Below are 20,569 nucleotides of genomic sequence, written 5' to 3'. Positions count from 1 at the left end.
CAGTCAAAAGGAGAAAAACTGTGGAAAACAAGGTAAAAATCTCCGCACAGAATCTAAATCTGTACTATGGAGAAAATCATGCTTTAAAAAATATTAATCTGGATTTATATGAAAATAAGATTACAGCCTTTATCGGGCCTTCCGGCTGCGGAAAATCGACCTTTTTAAAAACATTAAACAGAATGAACGATCTGGTTCCCAATGTAAAAATCGAGGGAACGGTTCTTCTGGATGATGAAAATATTTATGATCCCCAGGTAGATACGACTCTTTTGCGCAAAAAGGTGGGAATGGTTTTTCAGCAGCCCAATCCATTTCCGATGAGTATCTATGACAATATTGCTTATGGCCCCAGGATCCACGGGATTAAAAATAAGGCCCAACTGGACGAGATAGTGGAGAGAAGCCTGCGTGGGGCGGCTCTCTGGGATGAGGTTTCAGACCGTTTAAAGAAATCTGCTCTGGGACTGTCCGGCGGCCAGCAGCAGCGTCTGTGCATTGCAAGGGCATTGGCGGTAGAGCCGGAGGTTCTTCTTATGGATGAGCCTACATCTGCCCTGGATCCCATTTCCACGTTGAAGATCGAGGATCTGATGGATGATTTAAAGAGCAGATATACAGTGGCTATTGTAACTCATAATATGCAGCAGGCGGCCCGTATTGCAGATTATACAGCCTTTTTTCTTGTAGGAGAGGTGGTAGAATATGCTTCTACAAACGAATTGTTTACCATGCCAAAGGATAAGCGTACAGAGGACTATATTACAGGACGTTTCGGCTGATAGACAGTAAAACCGCGGCGGAAAGGAAAAGATATGACAGTTCGCATAACTTATGAACATGAGTTGGAAGAGTTGAATAAGGATTTAAGAGAAATGGCGTTCATGGTGGAAAAGGCCATTGAGCAGACCTTTGTGGCTTTTGAGGATCAGAATTATACACTTGCAGAAGATGTCATCAAGGGGGATCGGACGGTTAATGATATGGAGCGGGCTATAGAATCCCGCTGCCTGTCTCTGATCCTGCGCCAACAGCCCGTAGCCTGCGACCTGCGCCAGATTTCCACCGCTTTAAAGGTGGTTACGGATCTGGAGCGTATCGGAGATCATGCTTCCGATATAGCAGAGCTGATCTTGAGGATTAAAAGCGAACACGCTTATCACATTGTAAAGCATCTTCCTCTTATGGCGGAAGAAGCCAGGAAAATGGTTCACGATGCGGTAGAGGCCTTTATTTCCCAGGATCTGGAAGAAACTGAAAAAATCATCCGTATGGATGATCGAGTAGACAGCCTGTTTAATCAGGTAAAGACAGATGTGATCAGCCTGCTGAAAACATCGCCGGATCAGGCAGATCAGGGAATCGATCTTTTGATGGTCGCCAAATATCTGGAGCGCATCGGAGACCATGCCGTAAATGTGTGCGAATGGACCGAGTTTTCAAAGACAGGCGCTTTGAAGCATGTGCGGATCATGTAACAGAAACTGTTTTAATATGAAAAATGCCAGCCCCGCAAGCGAAAACGGAGCTGGCATTTTTCATATCATTATTCGCCAAACACAGCCTTATAATCTGCCTGGAATTTTGCAATTCCCTGATCGGTCAGGGGATGCTTTGTCATCTGCTCCAGCACCTTGTAGGGAACGGTAGCGATATCTGCTCCGGCTTTGGCGCAGTCGATCACATGGATCGGATTGCGCACGCTGGCTGCAATGATCTTTGTTTCGATATTGTGCATCTGGAAAATCTCCGTGATATCGTAGATCAGGTCAATGCCCGGCATGGAGATATCATCCAGACGGCCTAAGAAAGGAGATACATAAGTCGCTCCTGCTCTGGCGGCCAGCAGTGCCTGTGCAGCAGAAAATACCAGAGTAACATTTGTTTTAACGCCTTCTGCAGAAAGCACCTTTACAGCCTTTAAGCCTTCTACGGTCATGGGGATTTTTACAACCATGTTTGGATGGATGGCAGCGATCTCGCGGCCTTCTGCGATCATGCCTTCTGCGTCTGTGGTTGTAGCTTTTACCTCGCCGCTGATAGGGCCGTCTACGATGGATGTGATCTCAGAGATTACTTCCTTGAAGTCGCGGCCTTCTTTGGCGATCAGAGACGGATTGGTTGTAACTCCGCAGATGATCCCCATATCGTTTGCCTTGCGGATGTCTTCTACATTAGCAGTATCAACGAAAAATCTCATAAACAAAATCCTCCTCAAATTGCTGTATTTCATACTGGTTTATACATTTATTATAGCGCCATACAGCACAATGTCAAGCATAATATCGCAAAAAAATGCGTTAATTTGCGCAAAAATAAAATCATGTGAATACATAAATTATTAAAAACGCAAACTAACGCACGCATTAAAGAAAAACTAACGCAAACAAACGCAAAAAGAGCAAAGAGAGGCTTTGCAGGCCGTTTTTATATAAAATCCAGTCCCCGGTTCCGGTATCCCAAAGCCATCTCGCCTTCCACAGATCCGTCTGTAATAAGGGCTGTAAAGGCTTCAATCCCGCACACATGATATCGTGATACGGTATTCAACTTCACGGGATCCACCAGAGCGATGACCCGTCTGGAGGATCGGATCAGCTGGCTCTTAATACTTACCTCTTCAGGATAGGGAATCGTCATGCCGTATTCGGGGTGTACGGCATAAACGCCCATAAAACACAGATCCGGATGGTAGGCGGCTGCCTGAGCAGCTGCCGTTTCACCTACGGTTGTCATGGAATCCTTTAACAGATCCCCGCCCAGAACGATCACCTTTACCTGCTCCTTCATGGAACACACATGGGCGATGCTGTAGCTGTTTGTTAAAATCGTAAGTTTCATATCGGAAGGGATATTCTTAGCAAACTGCAGATTGGTGCTGCTGCCGTCAATGGCTACCAGCTGGTCGGGTTCCAGAAAGCCCAGGGCTCTTTCGGCGAGCTTCTGCTTCAGCTCTACGTCTGCCTCTTCCCGGTCGAAAAAACCGATGACCGGACGTTCCAGAGGGATTGCCCCTCCAAACACCCGTTTTAGCAGTCCTTTTTGATCTAGATCCAGCAGATCTCTGCGGACTGTATCCTCGGAAACCTTAAGGTCGGCTGCCAGCTGGCTTACCACAACCTTTCCTGATGTATGAAGCTTGTTTAAGATCAGTGCCTGTCGTTCTTCTTTCAGCATAAAATCTACTCCTGTGTGCCTGCCTTTTCGCGGAGCAGGATTTCAATGTAAGCAAGGATCAGAGGGGCTACGCCTTTTGCCTCATTTTTTACAATGGGTTCTCTCATATAGTAGTCAAAGGTGCCTTCCCGCATTTCTTTATTTCCAAGTCCTGCAACCAGGCAGATGCCGCCTAACTGAAGTTCTCCGTTTTCTTCAGAGAGATATGTTTCACAGATGCCGGTAAATGCCCTTTCTCCAAAGGTAAAATAGCTTTCATCCAGATAGCCCAGACGCACGCTCTTCATGATCGCATAGGCGAAGATGGCGGAGCCGGAGGTTTCCAGATAGTTTGGCTTAATGCGGCCTCTGTTTACAACCTGATACCACATACCGGTTTCCTTGTCCTGATAGGGCAGCATGGCATCGATCAGTTCCTTATAAATAGCGCCCAGCTTTTCCTTCTCCTGGGCCATGGATCCCGGCATTACCTCCATGGTATCGATCAGGGCCATGGCATACCAGCCCAGCGCGCGAAGCCAGAAATTGTCTGACAGGCCTGTGACGGGATCGCACCAGAAGGATTCTCTGGAATCATCATATGCATGGTAGTACAGTCCGTTGCGTGTGTCTTTCATGAGGTCATATACATGAAGAAACTGCTCAAAGGAGTCCTGGCAGTTAGCGCCGTTATTATAGGTTACTTCATACTGCATATAGAAGGGCTGGGCCATATACAGGCCATCCAGCCAGATCTGGTTTGGATAGATCATCTTGTGCCAGAAGTTGCCTGTTGTGGTTCTTGGCTGCCCTTTCAGCTGGCTGTATACCGTGTCGATGGCTTTGCGGTACTTCTCCCGTCCGGTAAGCTCATAGAGATCGAAAAGGGTTTTGCCGGCATTTACATTGTCCAGGTTATACTCGTTTGGATCATAGGAAGCGATGGAGCCGTCCTCCTGCACAAAGTAGTCGATAAAGGCGTCGGCAAATTCCAGGTATTTTCCATTTCGGGTAATATGGTACAATTCAAGAATTGCCTTGATCATGCAGCCATCGATATAGTTCCAGGTAGAAGGCGCTCCGTTTTTGATCTTTTCAATATTCCAGACAGGAGCCTGGGGGGTGCTTTTTTTCAGCAGCTGGTCAATGTAATTGTCTAAAATCCGTATCATAAATTTAGATTCTCCTTTTATCCTTATTGAATTGTATCACAAACAGCAGTGCTTTCGAAGACAGCAGAGAGGAAAAAAGGCTGTAAACGTTTGCATGCGAAAAACAGGTAATGAATGCCATTATATATTAGGGCAGTCTGAAAAGTTTTGGCGAAAAATACCTATATTTCTATGTGATATATGAATTCCTGCTTTAAAACCATATTATCATAAAAAAGTAAATAATAAAACTGGACACAATGCACAAAAAACATATGTTAAAATATACACAATACATAATTGACAACTGAAAGCAATAATGCTATGATGAAAATACCTAAAGAAATGAGCACGTTTACTTAAAAGCATACAAAAATGTAAATGTTTACATAGGAAATGTGCATAATTTTTTGATTAACGTTGCAAACCTTTGCAAAATGTGTATGTGAAGGGGAAAAGAAAGGGAGAGAGTAAAATGAAGAGAAATTTCAAAAAAGCAGTATCTCTGGCTCTGGCATCTACCATGGCATTATCTCTGGCAGCCTGCGGCGGTACGTCCGCATCTACAGATACAACTGCAGCAGGTAAGGCTGAGGGCGGCGACAGCGCAGCGAGCAATGAGGAAGTTACCTTAAAGTTTTCATGGTGGGGCGGTGATGCCCGTCATGAGGCAACAGAAAAGGCAATCGCAGCTTTCATGGAAAAGTATCCAAACATCAAGGTTGAGGCTGAGTATGGCGCATGGACCGGCTGGGAAGAGAAGCAGGCTCTGGCGATCCAGGGAGGCAATGCAGCTGACGTGATGCAGATCAACTGGAACTGGATCACATCCTACAGCGGAAACGGCAAGAATTTTGTAAATCTGGACGAGTACAGCGATGTGATCGACCTGACACAGTTTGACCAGGAGGTTCTGGATCAGTGTAAGGCAGACGGAAAGCTGATGGCAGTTCCGATTTCTCTGACAGGCCGTCTGTTCTACTGGAATAAGACCACATTTGATGAGATCGGATGCGAGCTTCCTACAGACGAGGCATCCTTACTGGCAGCCGGAGAGGCATTTAAGGCATACGGCGACGATTATTATCCTCTGGCACTGGGCGAGTACGACCGTGCGATCTTCCTGGTATACTACTTAGAGAGCAAGTACGGCAAGGCCTGGGTAGAGGACGGAGCTGTTCAGTATACAAAGGAAGAGATCCAGGAAGGTATGGATTTCATCACAAAGCTGGAAGAGAATCATGTAATTCCTACTCTGGCTACACTTCAGGGCGATATGGCAGACTCTCTTGACAAGAACGCTAAGTGGATCAACGGTAAGTATGCAGGTATCCTTGAGTGGGATTCTTCTGTAAGCAAGTTCCAGCAGGCGATCGCAGAGAGTACAGATAAGCCTGGACAGGAGCTGGTAATCGGCGACTTCATCAAGTTCGGCGATCACAACGGCGGATTTACCAAGGTATCCATGGCATTTGCAGTTGCAGCAAATTCTGAGCATCCGAAGGAAGCAGCCATGCTGATCAACTTCCTGTTAAATGAGGATGAAGGCATCGAAATCTCCGGTACTGAGAGAGGTATCCCTTGCTCCAAGAAGGCAATTGAGATTCTCAATGAGAAGGGAATCGGCGATGAGATGGTTAAGGAAGCAAACTCCAAGGTGACTGCATACAGCAAGTTCCCTCTGGATCCCTACTTCGAGCATAATGACTTAAAGGCTAACCCTGACGGCGTATACTACAAGGTATTCGGTAAGCTGTCCGCAGGCAACACGACATCTGCCGAGGCTGCCGAGGAACTGCTTAAGGGCATTGATGAGTGCTACAGCAACTACTAATCCGCAAGAAATAAACGGCAGCGTCCCTTTCAGACGCTGCCTCCCTTTGAGGGGAACAGTGAATATGACAGAAAAAGAAATCAGAGAAGCAGTTAAAAACAAAGAAAATTACAGCAGTATTGTTACTTATTTTAAAACACAGAAAACTCTCAGCGAGGCAGATCTGGCCCTGCTGATCGACATAATAGAGGAGATGTCTCCGGAGATCTATGAGCATTACAGAGCGCTCCAGGACATGTTCCGTGAAGGCATAAGAAAACATCTGGAGGCTTCCAAAGAGGCTTCCGGCGAGCAGCTCGCATACGCCATAAAAAAGGGCTGCGCCCTGGGCACTCTCCTGGCAGAAAAGTATGCGGATCGCGTATAAAAGTACGAAATATTATGGAGGTAACCGTATGAAAAACAAGAAAGGATTCTGGGCGCTGAATATCGGCCTTCTGTACATCCTGCCCTGGCTGGTTGGTTTTATCCTGTTTAAGGTATATCCCTTCCTCTCATCCCTTTTTTACAGCTTCACCAACTACGACCTTTTCAATGGCATTACCAAGTACGGCATGATGAATTACGAGAAGATCTTTACGGATCCCGATATCATCCGCGCCTTTGTGGTAACGTTTAAATACGCCATTTTTGACGTGCCCTTAAAGCTGATGTTCGCTCTGTTTATTGCCTACATCTTAAACTTTAAGTTAAAGGGCGTAAACTTCTTCAGAACCGCTTACTACATCCCTTCCATTCTGGGCGGCTCCATCGCGATCGCTATCCTGTGGAGAGCTGTATTTAACACAGACGGCCTGATCAACACCGTTTTAGGCGCGTTCGGTATCCCGGAGATCAACTGGATGGCCGGAGACATGAGCGCCCTGATGGTGATCGTACTTCTCCGTGTATGGCAGTTCGGTTCCGCTATGGTTATCTTCCTGGCAGCCTTAAAGGGCGTGTCTGAGGATCTTTATGAGGCGGCTTCCATCGACGGCGCCGGCAAGTGGACACAGTTCTTTAAGATTACCGTACCCCTGATCACACCGGTTATTTTCTACAACCTGGTTACCCAGTTATGCCAGGCGTTCCAGGAGTTCAACGGACCGTTCCTTGTAACCAAGGGCGGACCAAACGGAGCAACCACCCTGATCTCCATGCTGATCTACAACAACGCATTCCTCCGCCACAAGATGGGTATGGCAAGCGCCCAGGCGTGGATCCTGTTCTTGATTACTATGACCATGACCGTTGTTGCATTTGTCAGCCAGAAGAAGTGGGTTTACTATTCAGATGAGGATGGGAGGTAGAATCAGATGACAAGAGAGACAAGAAGAAAAATCAGTACTGTGATCCGCTACACCCTTCTGATCCTGGTAGGGATTATCATGGTGTATCCTCTGATCTGGATGGTGGGAGCAACCTTTAAGACCAACTCCGAGATCTTCACCAGCGCATGGTTTATCCCGAAGAATCCTGTATTCGACGGCTATGACAATGCATTTAAGAGCTACGGAGGAAAGATCGATCTGGTTAAATCTCTGATCAATACCTACAAGATCGTTATTCCGAAGGTTATCTTTACCGTTGTATCCGCAACGATCACAGCATATGGCTTTGGACGTTTCAACTTTAAAGGAAAGAACATCTTTTTTGCACTGCTGATGTCTACCCTGTTCCTTCCTCAGGTTGTATTAAACGCACCTCAGTACATCATGTTCAACAACTGGAAGTGGGTAAATACCTACCTGCCTCTGGTTATCCCGTCCTTATTTGCAGCTGATACCTACTTTGTATTCATGCTGATCCAGTTCTTACGAGGCGTACCAAAAGAGCTGGAGGAGGCGGCTAAGATTGACGGCTGCAACACCTTAAAAACACTGTGGTATGTAATCGTGCCTATGTTAAAGCCATCACTGGTATCCTGTGCGCTGTTCCAGTTCATGTGGACCAACAATGACTTCCAGGGCCCGTTGATCTATATCGCTGATATGGATAAATATACCAACTCCGTATATCTGCGTATGTCTATGGACGGCGACGTAGGCTTCCAGTGGAACCGGATTCTGGCAATGTCCCTGATTTCCATTATTCCTTCCCTGGTGGTATTTTTCTGCGCCCAGGATTCCTTTATTGACGGTATCGCAGCCGGCGGTGTAAAGGGTTAAATGTTACATGGTACATTAAAAACGGAGGATTCTCTTTCGGGGGATTCCTCTATTTTTGTTAAAGGAGACAAAAGCTATGGAATTAAAAGTAATCTACAAGAACGCAAGATGTGCGGTAATTGAAATTGAAGACGGAGGACGCTACCATACAGCTTCTTCCTGGACTATCTACTTAAATCACAAAGAGGCGGCAAAAACAGACAAGGCGGTCACCAGCCTGTATCATCTGACTCCCGATACCCAGTACGAAGTAGAGGCGGTCAATGAGGCCGGAGAGAGGATTATGTCCTACTTTGCTACAGACTATGAGTTTGTTACCTTAAATGTCCGCGACTTTGGCGCAAAGGGAGATGGGGAGAGCGATGACACGATCTTTATCCAGGCAGCGATCATGGCCTGCCCGAAAGAGAGTCGTGTGCTGATCCCGGCAGGAACCTACCGGATCTCTTCTCTGTTCCTTAAGGATGATGTTTCCATTGAGCTGGATGAGGGAGCCGTATTGTCTGCTTTTACAGACCGCAGCCGTTTTCCTGTGTTCAAAGGGATGATCCAGAGTTATAATGAAAAGGATGAGTACAATCTGGGTACCTGGGAGGGAAATCCTCTTCCTATGTTTACAGCTATTATTACAGGTGTGAACGTAAAAAATGTAACGATTTACGGACAGGGAACGATAGATGGAAATGCAGACAGAGAGAACTGGTGGAAGGATCCCAAGATCATGAACGGCGCATTCCGCCCCAGAATGGTATTTTTAGAGCGGTGTGAACATGTAGTTCTCCAGGGCATCACCGTACAGAACAGCCCAAGCTGGAATCTCCATCCCTATTTTTCCGACAACCTCCGCTTCCTGGATATGAAGGTATTAAATCCAAAGGATTCTCCCAATACCGACGGTCTGGATCCGGAGTCCTGTAAAAATGTGGAAATAACAGGCGTGTACTTCTCTCTGGGCGATGACTGCATTGCCTTAAAATCCGGAAAGATCTATATGGGATCAACCTATAAGCGTCCCTGTGAAAATGTAACCATCCGCCAGTGCTGTATGCGCGACGGCCACGGCTCCATTACCATCGGAAGCGAGATGGCCGGAGGCGTGAAGAATCTGACCGTAAGAGACTGTATGTTCCTTCATACGGACCGGGGACTGCGGATCAAGACCAGAAGAGGACGTGGAAAGGATGCGGTAGTTCAGGGTATTTTATTTGAAAATATCACAATGGATCATGTAATGACTCCCTTTGTGATCAATTGTTTCTATTTCTGCGATCCGGATGGCCATTCTGAGTATGTCCGCAGCAAGGAAGCCGGACCGGTGGATGACCGCCTGCCGGAGATCGCTACCCTTACCTTTAGAAATATTGAGGCCAGAAATTGCCATGTGGCTGCTGCCTATATGTACGGCCTGCCGGAAAAGAAGATCGGACGGGTAGAGATGGAGCATGTGCGGGTAACTTATGCAGATGAACCTATGTGCGGCCAGCCGGCCATGATGGAGGGCTGCAGTAAGACCACCTGCCGCCAGGGAATCTATGCAAATAATATCGAAGAGCTTATATTAAAGGATGTGGAGATAAGCGGCCAGGAAGGGCCTGCAGTTGTCACAAAAAATATCGGGAATATGTAAAACGGAGGGGATAAAGTGGCAGTAACGATCAAGGATATCGCTAAAAAGGCGGGGGTTTCCTATTCAACGGTTTCCAGGGCCTTAAACGGAGTGGGTGGATATTCCGAGACAAGAGACAGGATCCGCCGTCTGGCGTCTGAAATGGGATATGTACCCAATCAGGCAGCGATCCACTTGAAAAAATCACGTTCCTATGTGATCGGACTGTATTTTTCCACGATCAGCAAAATGACTTCTCCCTATGTGCTTCACGATGTACTTACAGGGGTTTACAGTATTACGGGAAGCAAGTATAATGTAGTGGTAAAGGGTATTGATATGCATGAACCGGGTACCTTAAATCCCAGCTATTTTGACGGGATCATTGTTCTGTCTCAGAAAAATGAGGATATGGAATTTATGGATGAGGTTCTGTCAAAGAAGATTCCCATGACGGTTATCTGCCGTTCCGTGGATATCGATGCGCCCAATGTGACAACAGACGAGGCCAGGGCCATGGAACGGGCCATGGATTACCTTTTGGATAATGGCCATCGGAAGCTGGCAGTCATCGAGGGAAGGCCAGAGCTGGATTCTACCCGCCTGCGCCACAGAGGCTGGCGGATCTCCATGCGAAAGCACGGGCTGGATCCCGATCAGGTGCCTATGATTAATGGAAACTATCGTTACGGAAGCGGCTACAGCGCAGCAAAACAGCTCCTTTCCTATGAGCCTACGGCAATTCTCTGTTTTAATGATGAGATGGCCTTTGGGGCAAGGACAGCGATCGATGAGGCGGGGCTGTCTGTGCCGGGAGACGTTTCTCTGATCGGCTTTGATAACTGGGATTTGTCCGGTTATTCCGATATGCATCTGACTACGGTGGAGAGAAACATGGGCGATATCGCCAGAGAGGGCGCCAGAGTGCTTCTGCGCCGTCTGGACGATGGAATTGTGGATAACAGGAGAATTTATCTGGATAATAAGCTTATCATACGGGATACGGTACGGAACCTGAAGGAAGAATAGTCCGTGAACCGATTGCAGATCAAACAAAAGGAGAAGGCAGACATGAAAAAACTGGAAGAATATGTAAGAAGCATTCCCGATTTCCCGGAGCCGGGAATCATTTTCAGGGATGTAACCTCTATTTTACAGGATGCAGACGGACTGCAGCTGGCAGTAGACAGCCTGCGCGCCATGGTGAAGGATCTGGATTATGACGTAGTCGTTGGGCCGGAGTCCAGAGGCTTTATTTTCGGCGTACCGGTGGCCTATGCAGAGCATAAGAGCTTTGTGCCTGTGCGCAAAAAGGGAAAGCTTCCCTGCGAGACCATTTCTGCAGAGTATGAACTAGAATACGGAACTGCAGAGATCGAGATCCATAAGGACGCCATCCGTCCGGGCCAGAAGGTTGTGATCGTAGACGATCTGATCGCCACCGGAGGCACTACAGAGGCGATCATAAAGCTGATCGAACAGCTGGGAGGCCAGGTGGTAAAAATCTGTTTTGTAATGGAACTGGCCGGATTAAAGGGCAGAGAGAAGTTAAAGGATTATGCAGTGGACTCTGCAATCGTTTATGAGGGAAAGTAATTTTCCGTCCAGAAGCGTTCATTCTGTTGAAAAATGGGATGGACGCTTTTTTGAACACATATTTTTCACATTTTCCCCTGTGAAACTATCTTGACATTAAATTTTTAAGTCTGTATAATACCAAAAGTTAGGACGCTAACTATCTGAAAGCAGTGCATACGAAGAGGTGAAATGATGCAGGATATGGAATGCAGAATGGAAACAATGCATATGGGAAGGATGATCCATATGCTCTCTCATCAGTTAAAGCGCAGGAACATCCAGGAGGAGCTGATGGATGAGGGATTGACCGGGTCTCAGCGGCATATTATGAAGTTTATCCTTCTGCGGACCCTTCATACGGATGTGTATCAGAAGGATATCGAGGAAGAGTTCCGTATCCGCAAATCAACGGTAACAGGGATCCTGAAACTTTTGGAAAAAAATGGATTCATCAGGAGAGAAAGCGTTCCTCAGGATGCAAGGCTCAAGCGCATTGTGCCGACAGCCAGGGCAGAGGCACTGCGTCCCCAGATTTTGGAGCAGCTGGGGAGAACGGAAGCCCTTCTTATGGAGGGAATCCCGGAAGAAGAGCTTCATATCTGGCGTAGTGTGATGTGCCGGATGTTCGGCAATCTTGTAAAAGCGGAGGAGGAAGCGTCTAAAACAAATAAAAACATAAAGGAGGAAGAGGAAAAGGATGAATAAATTACTTTTAAAATCGGTCCGGGAATACAAAAAGCAGTCTATACTGACTCCCATATTTGTATTGCTGGAGGTGCTGTTAGAAGTTATGATCCCCATGGAAATGGCAAAGATCATTGACATTGGAATCGCAGGAGGCAATCTGCCTTACATCATCCAGAGGGGCTTCATACTGGTTGTGATGGCAATGCTTGCCCTGTATTTCGGCGTAACAGCCGGAAAGACGGCGGCAATCGCGGCGGCGGGATATGCAAAAAATCTGCGCCATGATATATTTTACAGGGTTCAGGAGTTTTCGTTTAAGAATATCGACCATTTCTCTACCTCAGGTCTTGTAACCCGTATGACTACGGATATTACCAATGTTCAGATGGCTTATATGATGAGCCTGCGCCTGTTAGCCAGAGCGCCCATCATGATAGCTTTATCATGGGTTATGACTCTGACCATCAATCCAAAGATTGCGCTTTTATTTTTAGTTGTGATCCCCGTTCTGGGCGGCGCCCTGATTTTTATTGCGAAGAAGGCCCATCCCCATTTTGTAAAGGTTTTTGACGAGTACGATATTTTAAATAATTCTGTACAGGAAAATGTAAACGCTTCCAGAGTGGTAAAATCTTTTGTACGGGAAGATCATGAAATCGGTAAGTTCCATGATATATCCAAGTACGTTTACAAGCTTTTTACAAAGGCTGAAGGGATTGTGGCATGGAATTCTCCTGTAATGCAGACGGTAATTTATATAGTGATCATCCTTCTGGTAGCGATCAGCGGCAGGAGCATTGTCTTTGGAACCATGGAGACAGGAGAGATGACAAGTGTGATCGTCTATGCTATGCAGATCATGATGTCCCTGATGATGGTTACCTTCGTCTTTGTTATGATCATGATTGCTGAGGCATCCACAGACCGTATTACCAGTGTCCTTACGGAAGTGCCTGAAATGCAGGCAAAGGAGCAGGCGGTGAAGGAGGTTGCGGACGGAAGCATCACCTTTGAGCATGTAGATTTCAGCTATGCAGGTGAAGGCGGCCCTCTTTCCTTAAAGGATGTAAATCTTTCCATCAAGCCGGGACAGACCGTAGGCATTATCGGAGGGACCGGAAGCTCCAAATCCACGCTGGTACAGCTGATTCCCAGATTATATGATGTGACAAAGGGAAGCGTAAAGGTAGGCGGAATTGATGTAAGAGAGTACGACCTGGAGGTTCTGAGAGACCAGGTTTCCATGGTGCTCCAGAAAAATGTGCTTTTCACAGGAAGCATTTATGAGAATATCCGCTGGGGCAATGAAAGGGCCTCCAATGAGGAAGTGGAGCGGGTATGCCGTCTGGCTCAGGCGGACGGGTTTGTGAAGGAGTTTCCTCACGGTTATGATACTATGATCGTTCAGGGCGGAAACAACGTATCCGGCGGCCAGAAGCAGCGCCTGTGTATTGCGAGAGCGCTGTTAAAGCGGCCTAAGATCCTGATCCTGGATGATTCTACCAGTGCGGTAGACACAAAGACGGATGCTCTCATCCGCAGGGCCTTCAGAGAGGAGATTCCCGATACTACAAAGATCATTATTGCCCAGCGGGTTTCCTCCATTGAGGACGCAGATCAGATCATTGTTCTGGAGGAAGGACAGATTGTGGGCGTGGGTACTTCCAGTGAGCTTCTGCGCACCAATGAGATCTACCGTGAAGTATATGAGTCTCAGATGAAGGGAGGCGAAGAGAATGAGCAGTAAGAAACTACAGATTTCCAAAAACACGGCTCAGACCGCAAAGCGTCTTTTAAAATATGTGACAGAAACGTATAAGCTGCGCTTTTTTCTGGTATTTATCTGTATCTTTATCAGTTCAGGAGCAAGCATTTCCGTATCTCTGTCGCTGAAATTTCTGCTGGACGACTTTATTATCCCGCTGATCGGACAGCAGACGCCGGATTTTGCCGGGCTGTACCGGGCGCTGGGAACGCTGGCCTGTATTTTCGCTGCGGGCGTACTTGCCACCTTTACCTATACAAGACTGATGGTCTATATCGGACAGGGTGTGTTAAAACGGATCCGTGACGATATGTTTGAGCACATGCAGACCCTTCCGATCCGGTATTTTGATCAGAATACAACCGGCTCTATCATGAGTCTTTACACCAACGATACAGACACGCTGCGCCAGATGATCAGCCAGTCCATCCCCCAGGCGCTGTCTTCCTTTTTTACGATCGTAGTAACTTTTATCTCCATGCTGGTGTTAAGCCCTGCTCTTACGGTGCTGGCTGTACTGGTTATTGTTGTCATGCTTTTCGTATCCAGAAAGATCGGAGGAAACAGCGGAAAATATTTTGTGCGCCAGCAGGTGGCTGTAGCGGACATAACAGGCTTTGTGGAAGAGCGGATGAACGGCCAGAGAGTGGTTAAGGTATTTAACCATGAGCGCAAATCCGAGGAGGAGTTTGACAAATTAAATGAAGCGCTTTTTGAATGTGCTTCTCAGGCCAATACCTTTGCCAACATTATGGGGCCTGTGATCGGAAACATCGGAAATATGCAGTTTGTGCTTACGGCAGTGCTGGGAGGTTTCCTGTCTGTGCTGGGAGTCGGCGGCATTACCCTGGGTGTGATGGCTTCCTACCTGCAGTTTACAAAGAGCTTTACCCAGCCCTTTATGCAGGTGGCCCAGCAGTTTAACGCCATTATCATGGCTCTGGCAGGCGCGGAACGTATTTTTGCCCTGATTGATGAGAAGCCGGAAAAGGATGAAGGCTATGTAACTCTGGTCAATGCCAGAAAGGATGCGGACGGGGTGATTTCTGAATGTAAGGAGCGTACCGGCATGTGGGCCTGGAAGCATCCCCACGGCGACGGCAGTGTGACCTATACAGAGCTTACAGGCGACGTTCGGTTTGAGAATGTGACCTTTGGTTATGATGATGAAAAGGTGATCCTCCATGATATCAGCCTGTTTGCAAAGCCCGGTCAAAAGCTGGCATTTGTAGGCTCTACAGGAGCCGGAAAGACCACCATTACCAACCTGATCAATCGTTTTTACGATATTCAGGATGGAAAGATCCGTTATGACGGCATCAATATTACGAAGATCAGGAAGGACGATTTAAGGCGTTCTCTGGGAATCGTGCTTCAGGATACCCATTTATTTACAGGAACGATCCGGGAAAATATCCGCTACGGAAAGCTGGATGCTACAGATGAAGAGGTATATGCGGCTGCAAAGCTGGCCCATGCGGATCAGTTTATCCGTATGCTGCCTCAGGGCTATGATACCATGTTAAGCGGAGACGGCGAGGAGCTGTCCCAGGGCCAGAGACAGCTCTTATCTATCGCCAGGGCTGCGGTGGCAGATCCGCCAGTATTGATCTTAGACGAGGCAACCTCCAGTATTGATACCAGAACCGAGAGTATTGTGCAGAAAGGTATGGACAATCTGATGAAGGAGCGCACCGTATTTGTGATCGCCCACCGTCTGTCCACCATCCGCAACAGCAACGCGATCATTGTGCTGGATCATGGACGGATCATCGAGCGGGGAGACCATGAGGATCTGATCCGCTTAAAGGGAACGTATTATCAGCTCTATACGGGAAAGCTGGAATTGTCATAAAGGCCCGTTTGGCGCTGACAGCATGAAATAAACATATGGATTCAGGGATAACTGTACATGAAAAAGATGTATGGATATCCCTGAATTTTTATTTGTTTCGGTCATGGACGCCATATTTTCAAGGACGGCCTTGCTTTTTCACAGAAATAAAATTATAATGATAACTAATTATTTCTAAGAAAAAGGTGACCACACATATGGGAAAAGAGGGAACAAAAGAAAAACTGGATATTGAACTGGAAGCGCCGGCTGATTTTACCAGTCCGGAGGTACTGTATCAGGATCTGATCCGCGCCATCCAAAAGTACCATCCGTCGGATGATCTTACCATGATCGAAAAGGCATATAAAATCGCTGATGAGGCTCACAAGGAGCAGAAGCGCAAATCAGGAGAGCCCTATATTATCCATCCGCTCTGCGTGGCGATCATTCTGGCTGATCTGGAAATGGATAAGGAGACCATTGCAGCGGGCCTTCTCCATGATGTGGTTGAAGACACCATTATGACCCTTGAGCAGCTGACAAAGGAGTTTGGCTCTGAGGTAGCCTTTCTGGTAGACGGCGTTACCAAGCTGACCCAGTTAAACTGGGACAAGGATAAGGTGGAGATCCAGGCGGAGAACCTGCGGAAGATGTTTCTTGCCATGGCAAAGGATATCCGCGTCATCATTATCAAGCTGGCAGACCGTCTCCACAATATGCGGACTGGAAAATACTGGAAGCCGGAGAAGCAGAAGGAAAAGGCCAGAGAGACACTGGAGATCTATGCTCCCATTGCAGACCGTCTGGGTATTTCCAAGATTAAGATCGAGCTGGATGACCTGTCCTTAAAATTCCTCCATCCGGATGTGTATTACGATCTGGTAGAAAAGGTGGATCTGCGAAAGGACGCCAGAGAGGCCTTTGTCCAGTCCATTGTATCTGAGGTAAAAGAGCATATGGACGAGGCGGGCATCGAGGCTTCCGTAGGCGGCAGGGTGAAGCATTTCTTCAGCATATATAAAAAGATGGTCAAGCAGAACAAGACCCTGGATCAGATTTACGATCTTTTTGCCGTGCGCATCATGGTAGAAACGGTGAAGGACTGCTATGCGGCTCTTGGCGTCATCCACGAGATGTATAAGCCGATACCTGGTCGTTTTAAAGACTATATCGCCATGCCGAAGCCAAATATGTACCAGTCTCTCCATACTACGCTCATTGGCAGCACAGGACAGCCCTTTGAGATCCAGATCCGTACCTACGAAATGCACCGCACGGCGGAGTACGGTATTGCGGCTCACTGGAAATATAAGGAAAGCGGCAGCGGACAGGTAGCAGCAGGCAAGGAAGAAGAAAAGATGAGCTGGCTGCGCCAGATCCTGGAGTGGCAGAAGGATACGGATGATTCCAAAGAATTCTTAAATATGGTAAAGGGCGATCTGGATCTGTTTTCCGACAGTGTATACTGCTTTACGCCCTCGGGTGATGTAAAGACCCTTCCAAGCGGCTCTACGCCTATTGACTTTGCCTACTGCATCCACAGTGCGGTTGGCAACAAGATGGTAGGAGCAAGGGTAAACGGAAAGCTGGTTCCCATTGAGTATGTGATCCAGAACGGCGACCAGATCGAGATTGTCACCTCCCAGAACTGCAAGGGTCCCAGCCGCGACTGGCTGAAGGTGGTAAAGAGCACCCAGGCCAAAAACAAGATTAACCAGTGGTTTAAGACCCAGATGAAGGAGGACAATATCATCCGGGGCCGTGAGGCGGTAGAGCGCTACTGCAAGGCCAAGGGCATCAACTGGGCGGAGCTTGGAAAACCGGAGTTTATGGAAAAGGTTATGCACCGGTATGCCTTTAAGGACTGGGATTCCGTGCTGGCATCCATCGGCCACGGCGGCCTGAAGGAAGGCCAGGTTATCAATAAGATGATGGAGGAGCGGGAGAAGAAGCGCAAGCGTGAGATCACAGATGCAGACGTATTGGGCGGCATTGCCGATACAGACGGCCGCTCCGGAGAAGCGACGGTGCGCAAAAATAAGAGCGGCATTGTGGTGAAGGGACTTCATGACCTGGCAGTGCGTTTTTCACGCTGCTGCAATCCGGTTCCCGGCGATGAGATCGTAGGCTTTGTCACCAGAGGCCGCGGTGTGTCGATCCACCGTACAGATTGTATTAATGTGATCAATCTTCCTCAGGAAGAGAGAGTTCGTCTGATCGATGCAGAATGGCAGGTGGCGGAAACAGCGGGAAGTACGGAGCAGTACTCTACGGAAATTCAGATTTTCGCCAATAACCGCATTGGCATGTTTGCGGATATTTCCAAGGTATTTACAGAGAAGCAGATTGATATTACTTCTATGAATGTGAGAACCAGCAAGCAGGGCAAGGCAACCATTATCATGACCTTTGACATTCACGGCACGGAAGAACTGAACCGGATCACAGATAAGATCCGCCAGATTGAAGGCGTGCTGGATATCCAGAGAACCACGGGCTAAAGGAGGATGCGTATGAGCGATTTCAGAATCAAAACCTGCGTATTGGGGCCGGTAAGCACGAACTGTTACCTGGTTTACAACGACACAACCAAAGAGGCTGTGGCAGTAGACCCCGGAGACAACGGAGATTATATTTTAAATAAATGCAGTGAGCTTGGGATAAAGCTTCAGGCTGTGCTTCTGACCCATGGGCATTTTGACCATATCGGAGCGGCTCTTCAGATAGCAAGGGCCTTTACCATTCCCATCTATGCATCGGAAACCGAGGATGGTATGCTGGCGGATACGTCTTTGAATCTGACCGCTCATTTTACAGGCCATTCTCTGAGTTTTCATGCAGACAGGCTGGTACATGACGGGGATGAGCTGGAGCTTTTGGGATATAAGTGGAAAGTCATTGCAACTCCCGGCCATACCGCAGGCTCTGTGTGCTATTATCTGCCGGAAGAAGAGGTGCTTCTGTCTGGAGATACTCTGTTCCAGGATTCCTATGGACGGACAGATCTGCCGACAGGAAGCAGCAGAGCGCTGGTGGATTCTGTACTTAGGAAGCTGTTTATACTGCCGGGAGATACTATGGTCTATCCGGGCCATGGAGAGTCCACTACCATTGGTTATGAGGCGCAGAACAATCCTATTGCATGCTATAGATAGAAAATAGAAAGCAGGAACAAAATGATCGGTTTACTGATACAGGATAATGCATACGAACAGGACATCAGAGAACTTCTGATGTCTTTTTATCCGGGCGAAACATATGCCCATGAAATAAAAGACGGAGTGGATTTTTATGTGCAGACCCGTCTCATACAGAAGGAAGAGGACGGCTGCGCTGCCTCGGAGGAGGATGCGGCCGGACAGGAATGGAATGTAGGGATTGCCCTCTGGGAACAGATAAAAGAGGGAGAGGCCGCAGGCTGCAGTCCTTATTTTCCAGTGCCGGAAGGACTGGAGGACTTTCACCTTGCGTCATCCTCCAGAGGATATTCGGATCTTTCCGACCACAGCGAGACGAAAAATGTGGTAAAGCAGCTATTTTACCGTATGCTCACAGAACGCACCGGCCATGAGCTGCCCTGGGGATCCCTCACGGGAATCCGGCCCACCAAGATTGCTTTAAGCCGTCTGGAGGAGGGCTGGAAGGAGGAAGAGATCCGCTCCTTTATGAAAAAAAACTATCTGGCGAGCGATGAAAAGATTGATTTGAGCATTGAAATTGCCGCAAGGGAGAAAATGCTTTTAGAGCCGTTGGATTATGACAGGGGATACAGCCTGTATGTGGGAATCCCATTCTGTCCCACCACCTGCCTTTATTGTTCCTTTACCTCCTATCCCATCAGCAAATGGAAGGGGCGCACCGGCCTTTATCTGGAAGCATTATTTAAGGAAATGGAATATGTGGCAGACAAGATGAAGGGACGCCCTCTGGATACCATCTACTTTGGAGGCGGAACCCCAACTGCTCTGCCGGCAGAGGACATTGACGCGATCCTGACAAAGCTGGATCAGCTGTTTGATACGGAGAATGCTTTGGAATTTACGGTGGAGGCAGGGCGGCCTGACAGTATCACAGAGGAAAAACTTCGGGTGCTGAGAGACCATGGCATCACCAGGATTTCCATAAATCCCCAGACTATGAACCAGAAGACTCTGGATCTGATCGGCCGCCGCCATACGGTGGAGATGGTAAAGGAAAAGTTCCTCATGGCAAGAGAGCTGGGCTTTGACAATATCAATATGGATCTGATCATGGGGCTTCCGGAGGAGGATTTAGACGATGTACGCCACACACTGGAAGAGATCGAGGCTCTCAGGCCCGATTCTCTTACGGTTCATTCCCTGGCCATCAAGCGGGCTGCCCGTTTAAATATGTTTAAGGAAGAGTACGGCGGCTTAAAGATAAACAATACACCTGAGATGATCGCCATGAGCGAGGCCTGCGCCCGTCGCCTTGGCATGGAACCCTATTATCTTTACCGCCAGAAAAACATGGCCGGAAATTTTGAAAACGTAGGCTATTCCCTTCCCGGCAAAGCCTGCATTTACAATATCCTCATCATGGAGGAGCTTCAGACCATCGCCGCCTGCGGCGCAGGCACCACCACAAAGGTTGTATTCCCTGCAGAAAACCGCAGGGAACGGTGCGAGAATGTGAAGGAAGTGGAGCAGTATATCAGCAGGATTGATGAGATGATCGGGCGGAAGGAGAGGATATGGGGGTAAACGGTATATTCCAGCCCTGATTTCCCGCGAATTTCCTCAAAACACTTGCAAAATAGAAAAAGTACACTACAATAGTAATCACGA

Annotated in this window: 18 protein-coding genes; 15 read left to right on the top strand and 3 right to left on the bottom strand. The window is 47.7% G+C overall.

Annotated elements, in window-relative coordinates:
* Positions 1-20: 20 nt before the first annotated feature.
* A complete protein-coding gene (gene pstB / locus WKT10_RS02075; RefSeq protein WP_296036642.1) occupies positions 21-782 on the top strand; it encodes a phosphate ABC transporter ATP-binding protein PstB in 762 nt (253 codons plus the stop codon).
* Positions 783-815: 33 nt separating this feature from the next.
* The gene (gene phoU / locus WKT10_RS02070; RefSeq protein ID WP_066545028.1) at positions 816-1,478 is read left to right on the top strand and encodes a phosphate signaling complex protein PhoU; all 663 of its coding nucleotides are present in this window, start codon (positions 816-818) and stop codon (positions 1,476-1,478) included.
* A 68-nt stretch (positions 1,479-1,546) separates the two neighbouring features.
* On the opposite strand, the gene fsa is transcribed toward phoU, so the two are convergent.
* From fsa to WKT10_RS02055, 3 genes are all read right to left on the bottom strand, one after another.
* Positions 1,547-2,200 carry a fructose-6-phosphate aldolase gene (gene fsa, locus WKT10_RS02065; protein WP_340275122.1) on the bottom strand — a complete coding sequence of 218 codons (654 nt, stop codon included), beginning with the start codon at positions 2,198-2,200 and terminating at the stop codon, positions 1,547-1,549.
* Positions 2,201-2,427: 227 nt separating this feature from the next.
* Positions 2,428-3,177 carry a DeoR/GlpR family DNA-binding transcription regulator gene (locus WKT10_RS02060; protein ID WP_296036636.1) on the bottom strand — a complete coding sequence of 250 codons (750 nt, stop codon included), beginning with the start codon at positions 3,175-3,177 and terminating at the stop codon, positions 2,428-2,430.
* A 5-nt stretch (positions 3,178-3,182) separates the two neighbouring features.
* On the bottom strand, positions 3,183-4,325 hold the full coding sequence (locus WKT10_RS02055) for a glycoside hydrolase family 88/105 protein (RefSeq protein ID WP_340275196.1): 1,143 nt from the start codon (positions 4,323-4,325) through the stop codon (positions 3,183-3,185).
* Between the two features lie 457 nt (positions 4,326-4,782).
* Here WKT10_RS02055 and WKT10_RS02050 point away from each other — a divergent pair, with 457 nt between their 5' ends.
* The 13 genes from WKT10_RS02050 (at position 4,783) to hemZ (ending at position 20,485) form a co-directional block, all read left to right on the top strand.
* Positions 4,783-6,141, top strand: coding sequence for an ABC transporter substrate-binding protein (locus WKT10_RS02050; RefSeq protein WP_337933780.1), 1,359 nt, complete (start codon positions 4,783-4,785; stop codon positions 6,139-6,141).
* 64 nt (positions 6,142-6,205) lie between these two features.
* Positions 6,206-6,508 carry a hypothetical protein gene (locus WKT10_RS02045; protein ID WP_340275116.1) on the top strand — a complete coding sequence of 101 codons (303 nt, stop codon included), beginning with the start codon at positions 6,206-6,208 and terminating at the stop codon, positions 6,506-6,508.
* Between the two features lie 28 nt (positions 6,509-6,536).
* Complete coding sequence (locus tag WKT10_RS02040; protein ID WP_066545017.1) at positions 6,537-7,430, top strand: carbohydrate ABC transporter permease; 894 nt, start codon at positions 6,537-6,539, stop codon at positions 7,428-7,430.
* A 6-nt stretch (positions 7,431-7,436) separates the two neighbouring features.
* Positions 7,437-8,288 (top strand): carbohydrate ABC transporter permease, encoded by an 852-nt coding sequence (locus tag WKT10_RS02035; RefSeq protein ID WP_066545013.1) that lies wholly within the window; start codon positions 7,437-7,439, stop codon positions 8,286-8,288.
* Positions 8,289-8,364: 76 nt separating this feature from the next.
* Positions 8,365-9,915, top strand: a complete 1,551-nt coding sequence (locus WKT10_RS02030) for a glycoside hydrolase family 28 protein (protein WP_340275114.1) — start codon at positions 8,365-8,367, stop codon at positions 9,913-9,915.
* 15 nt (positions 9,916-9,930) lie between these two features.
* Positions 9,931-10,923: a LacI family DNA-binding transcriptional regulator gene (locus tag WKT10_RS02025; protein WP_066545010.1), complete on the top strand. Its 993-nt coding sequence runs from the start codon at positions 9,931-9,933 to the stop codon at positions 10,921-10,923.
* Positions 10,924-10,965: 42 nt separating this feature from the next.
* Positions 10,966-11,490 (top strand): adenine phosphoribosyltransferase, encoded by a 525-nt coding sequence (locus WKT10_RS02020; RefSeq protein WP_066545009.1) that lies wholly within the window; start codon positions 10,966-10,968, stop codon positions 11,488-11,490.
* A gap of 195 nt (positions 11,491-11,685) precedes the next feature.
* Entirely contained in the window at positions 11,686-12,177 is a 492-nt protein-coding gene (locus WKT10_RS02015; RefSeq protein WP_340275112.1) for a MarR family winged helix-turn-helix transcriptional regulator, read from the top strand.
* Entirely contained in the window at positions 12,170-13,906 is a 1,737-nt protein-coding gene (locus tag WKT10_RS02010) for an ABC transporter ATP-binding protein (protein ID WP_340275110.1), read from the top strand. The genes WKT10_RS02015 and WKT10_RS02010 overlap by 8 nt, the downstream gene beginning before the upstream one ends.
* Entirely contained in the window at positions 13,896-15,779 is a 1,884-nt protein-coding gene (locus WKT10_RS02005; RefSeq protein WP_340275108.1) for an ABC transporter ATP-binding protein, read from the top strand. The genes WKT10_RS02010 and WKT10_RS02005 overlap by 11 nt, the downstream gene beginning before the upstream one ends.
* A 197-nt stretch (positions 15,780-15,976) precedes the next feature.
* Positions 15,977-18,262 (top strand): RelA/SpoT family protein, encoded by a 2,286-nt coding sequence (locus WKT10_RS02000; RefSeq protein ID WP_337933792.1) that lies wholly within the window; start codon positions 15,977-15,979, stop codon positions 18,260-18,262.
* Positions 18,263-18,274: 12 nt separating this feature from the next.
* Positions 18,275-18,916, top strand: coding sequence for an MBL fold metallo-hydrolase (locus WKT10_RS01995; protein WP_340275106.1), 642 nt, complete (start codon positions 18,275-18,277; stop codon positions 18,914-18,916).
* 21 nt (positions 18,917-18,937) lie between these two features.
* Positions 18,938-20,485: a coproporphyrinogen dehydrogenase HemZ gene (gene hemZ / locus WKT10_RS01990; protein WP_340275104.1), complete on the top strand. Its 1,548-nt coding sequence runs from the start codon at positions 18,938-18,940 to the stop codon at positions 20,483-20,485.
* Positions 20,486-20,569 lie beyond the last annotated feature (84 nt).

It is taken from the genome of Enterocloster sp. HCN-30185, from assembly GCF_037890305.1.
In the GTDB taxonomy this organism is placed as follows: Bacteria; Bacillota; Clostridia; order Lachnospirales; family Lachnospiraceae; genus Enterocloster.
Note: the sequence above shows the minus strand (reverse complement) of the source record. Positions and strands in the feature narration are given on the sequence as shown.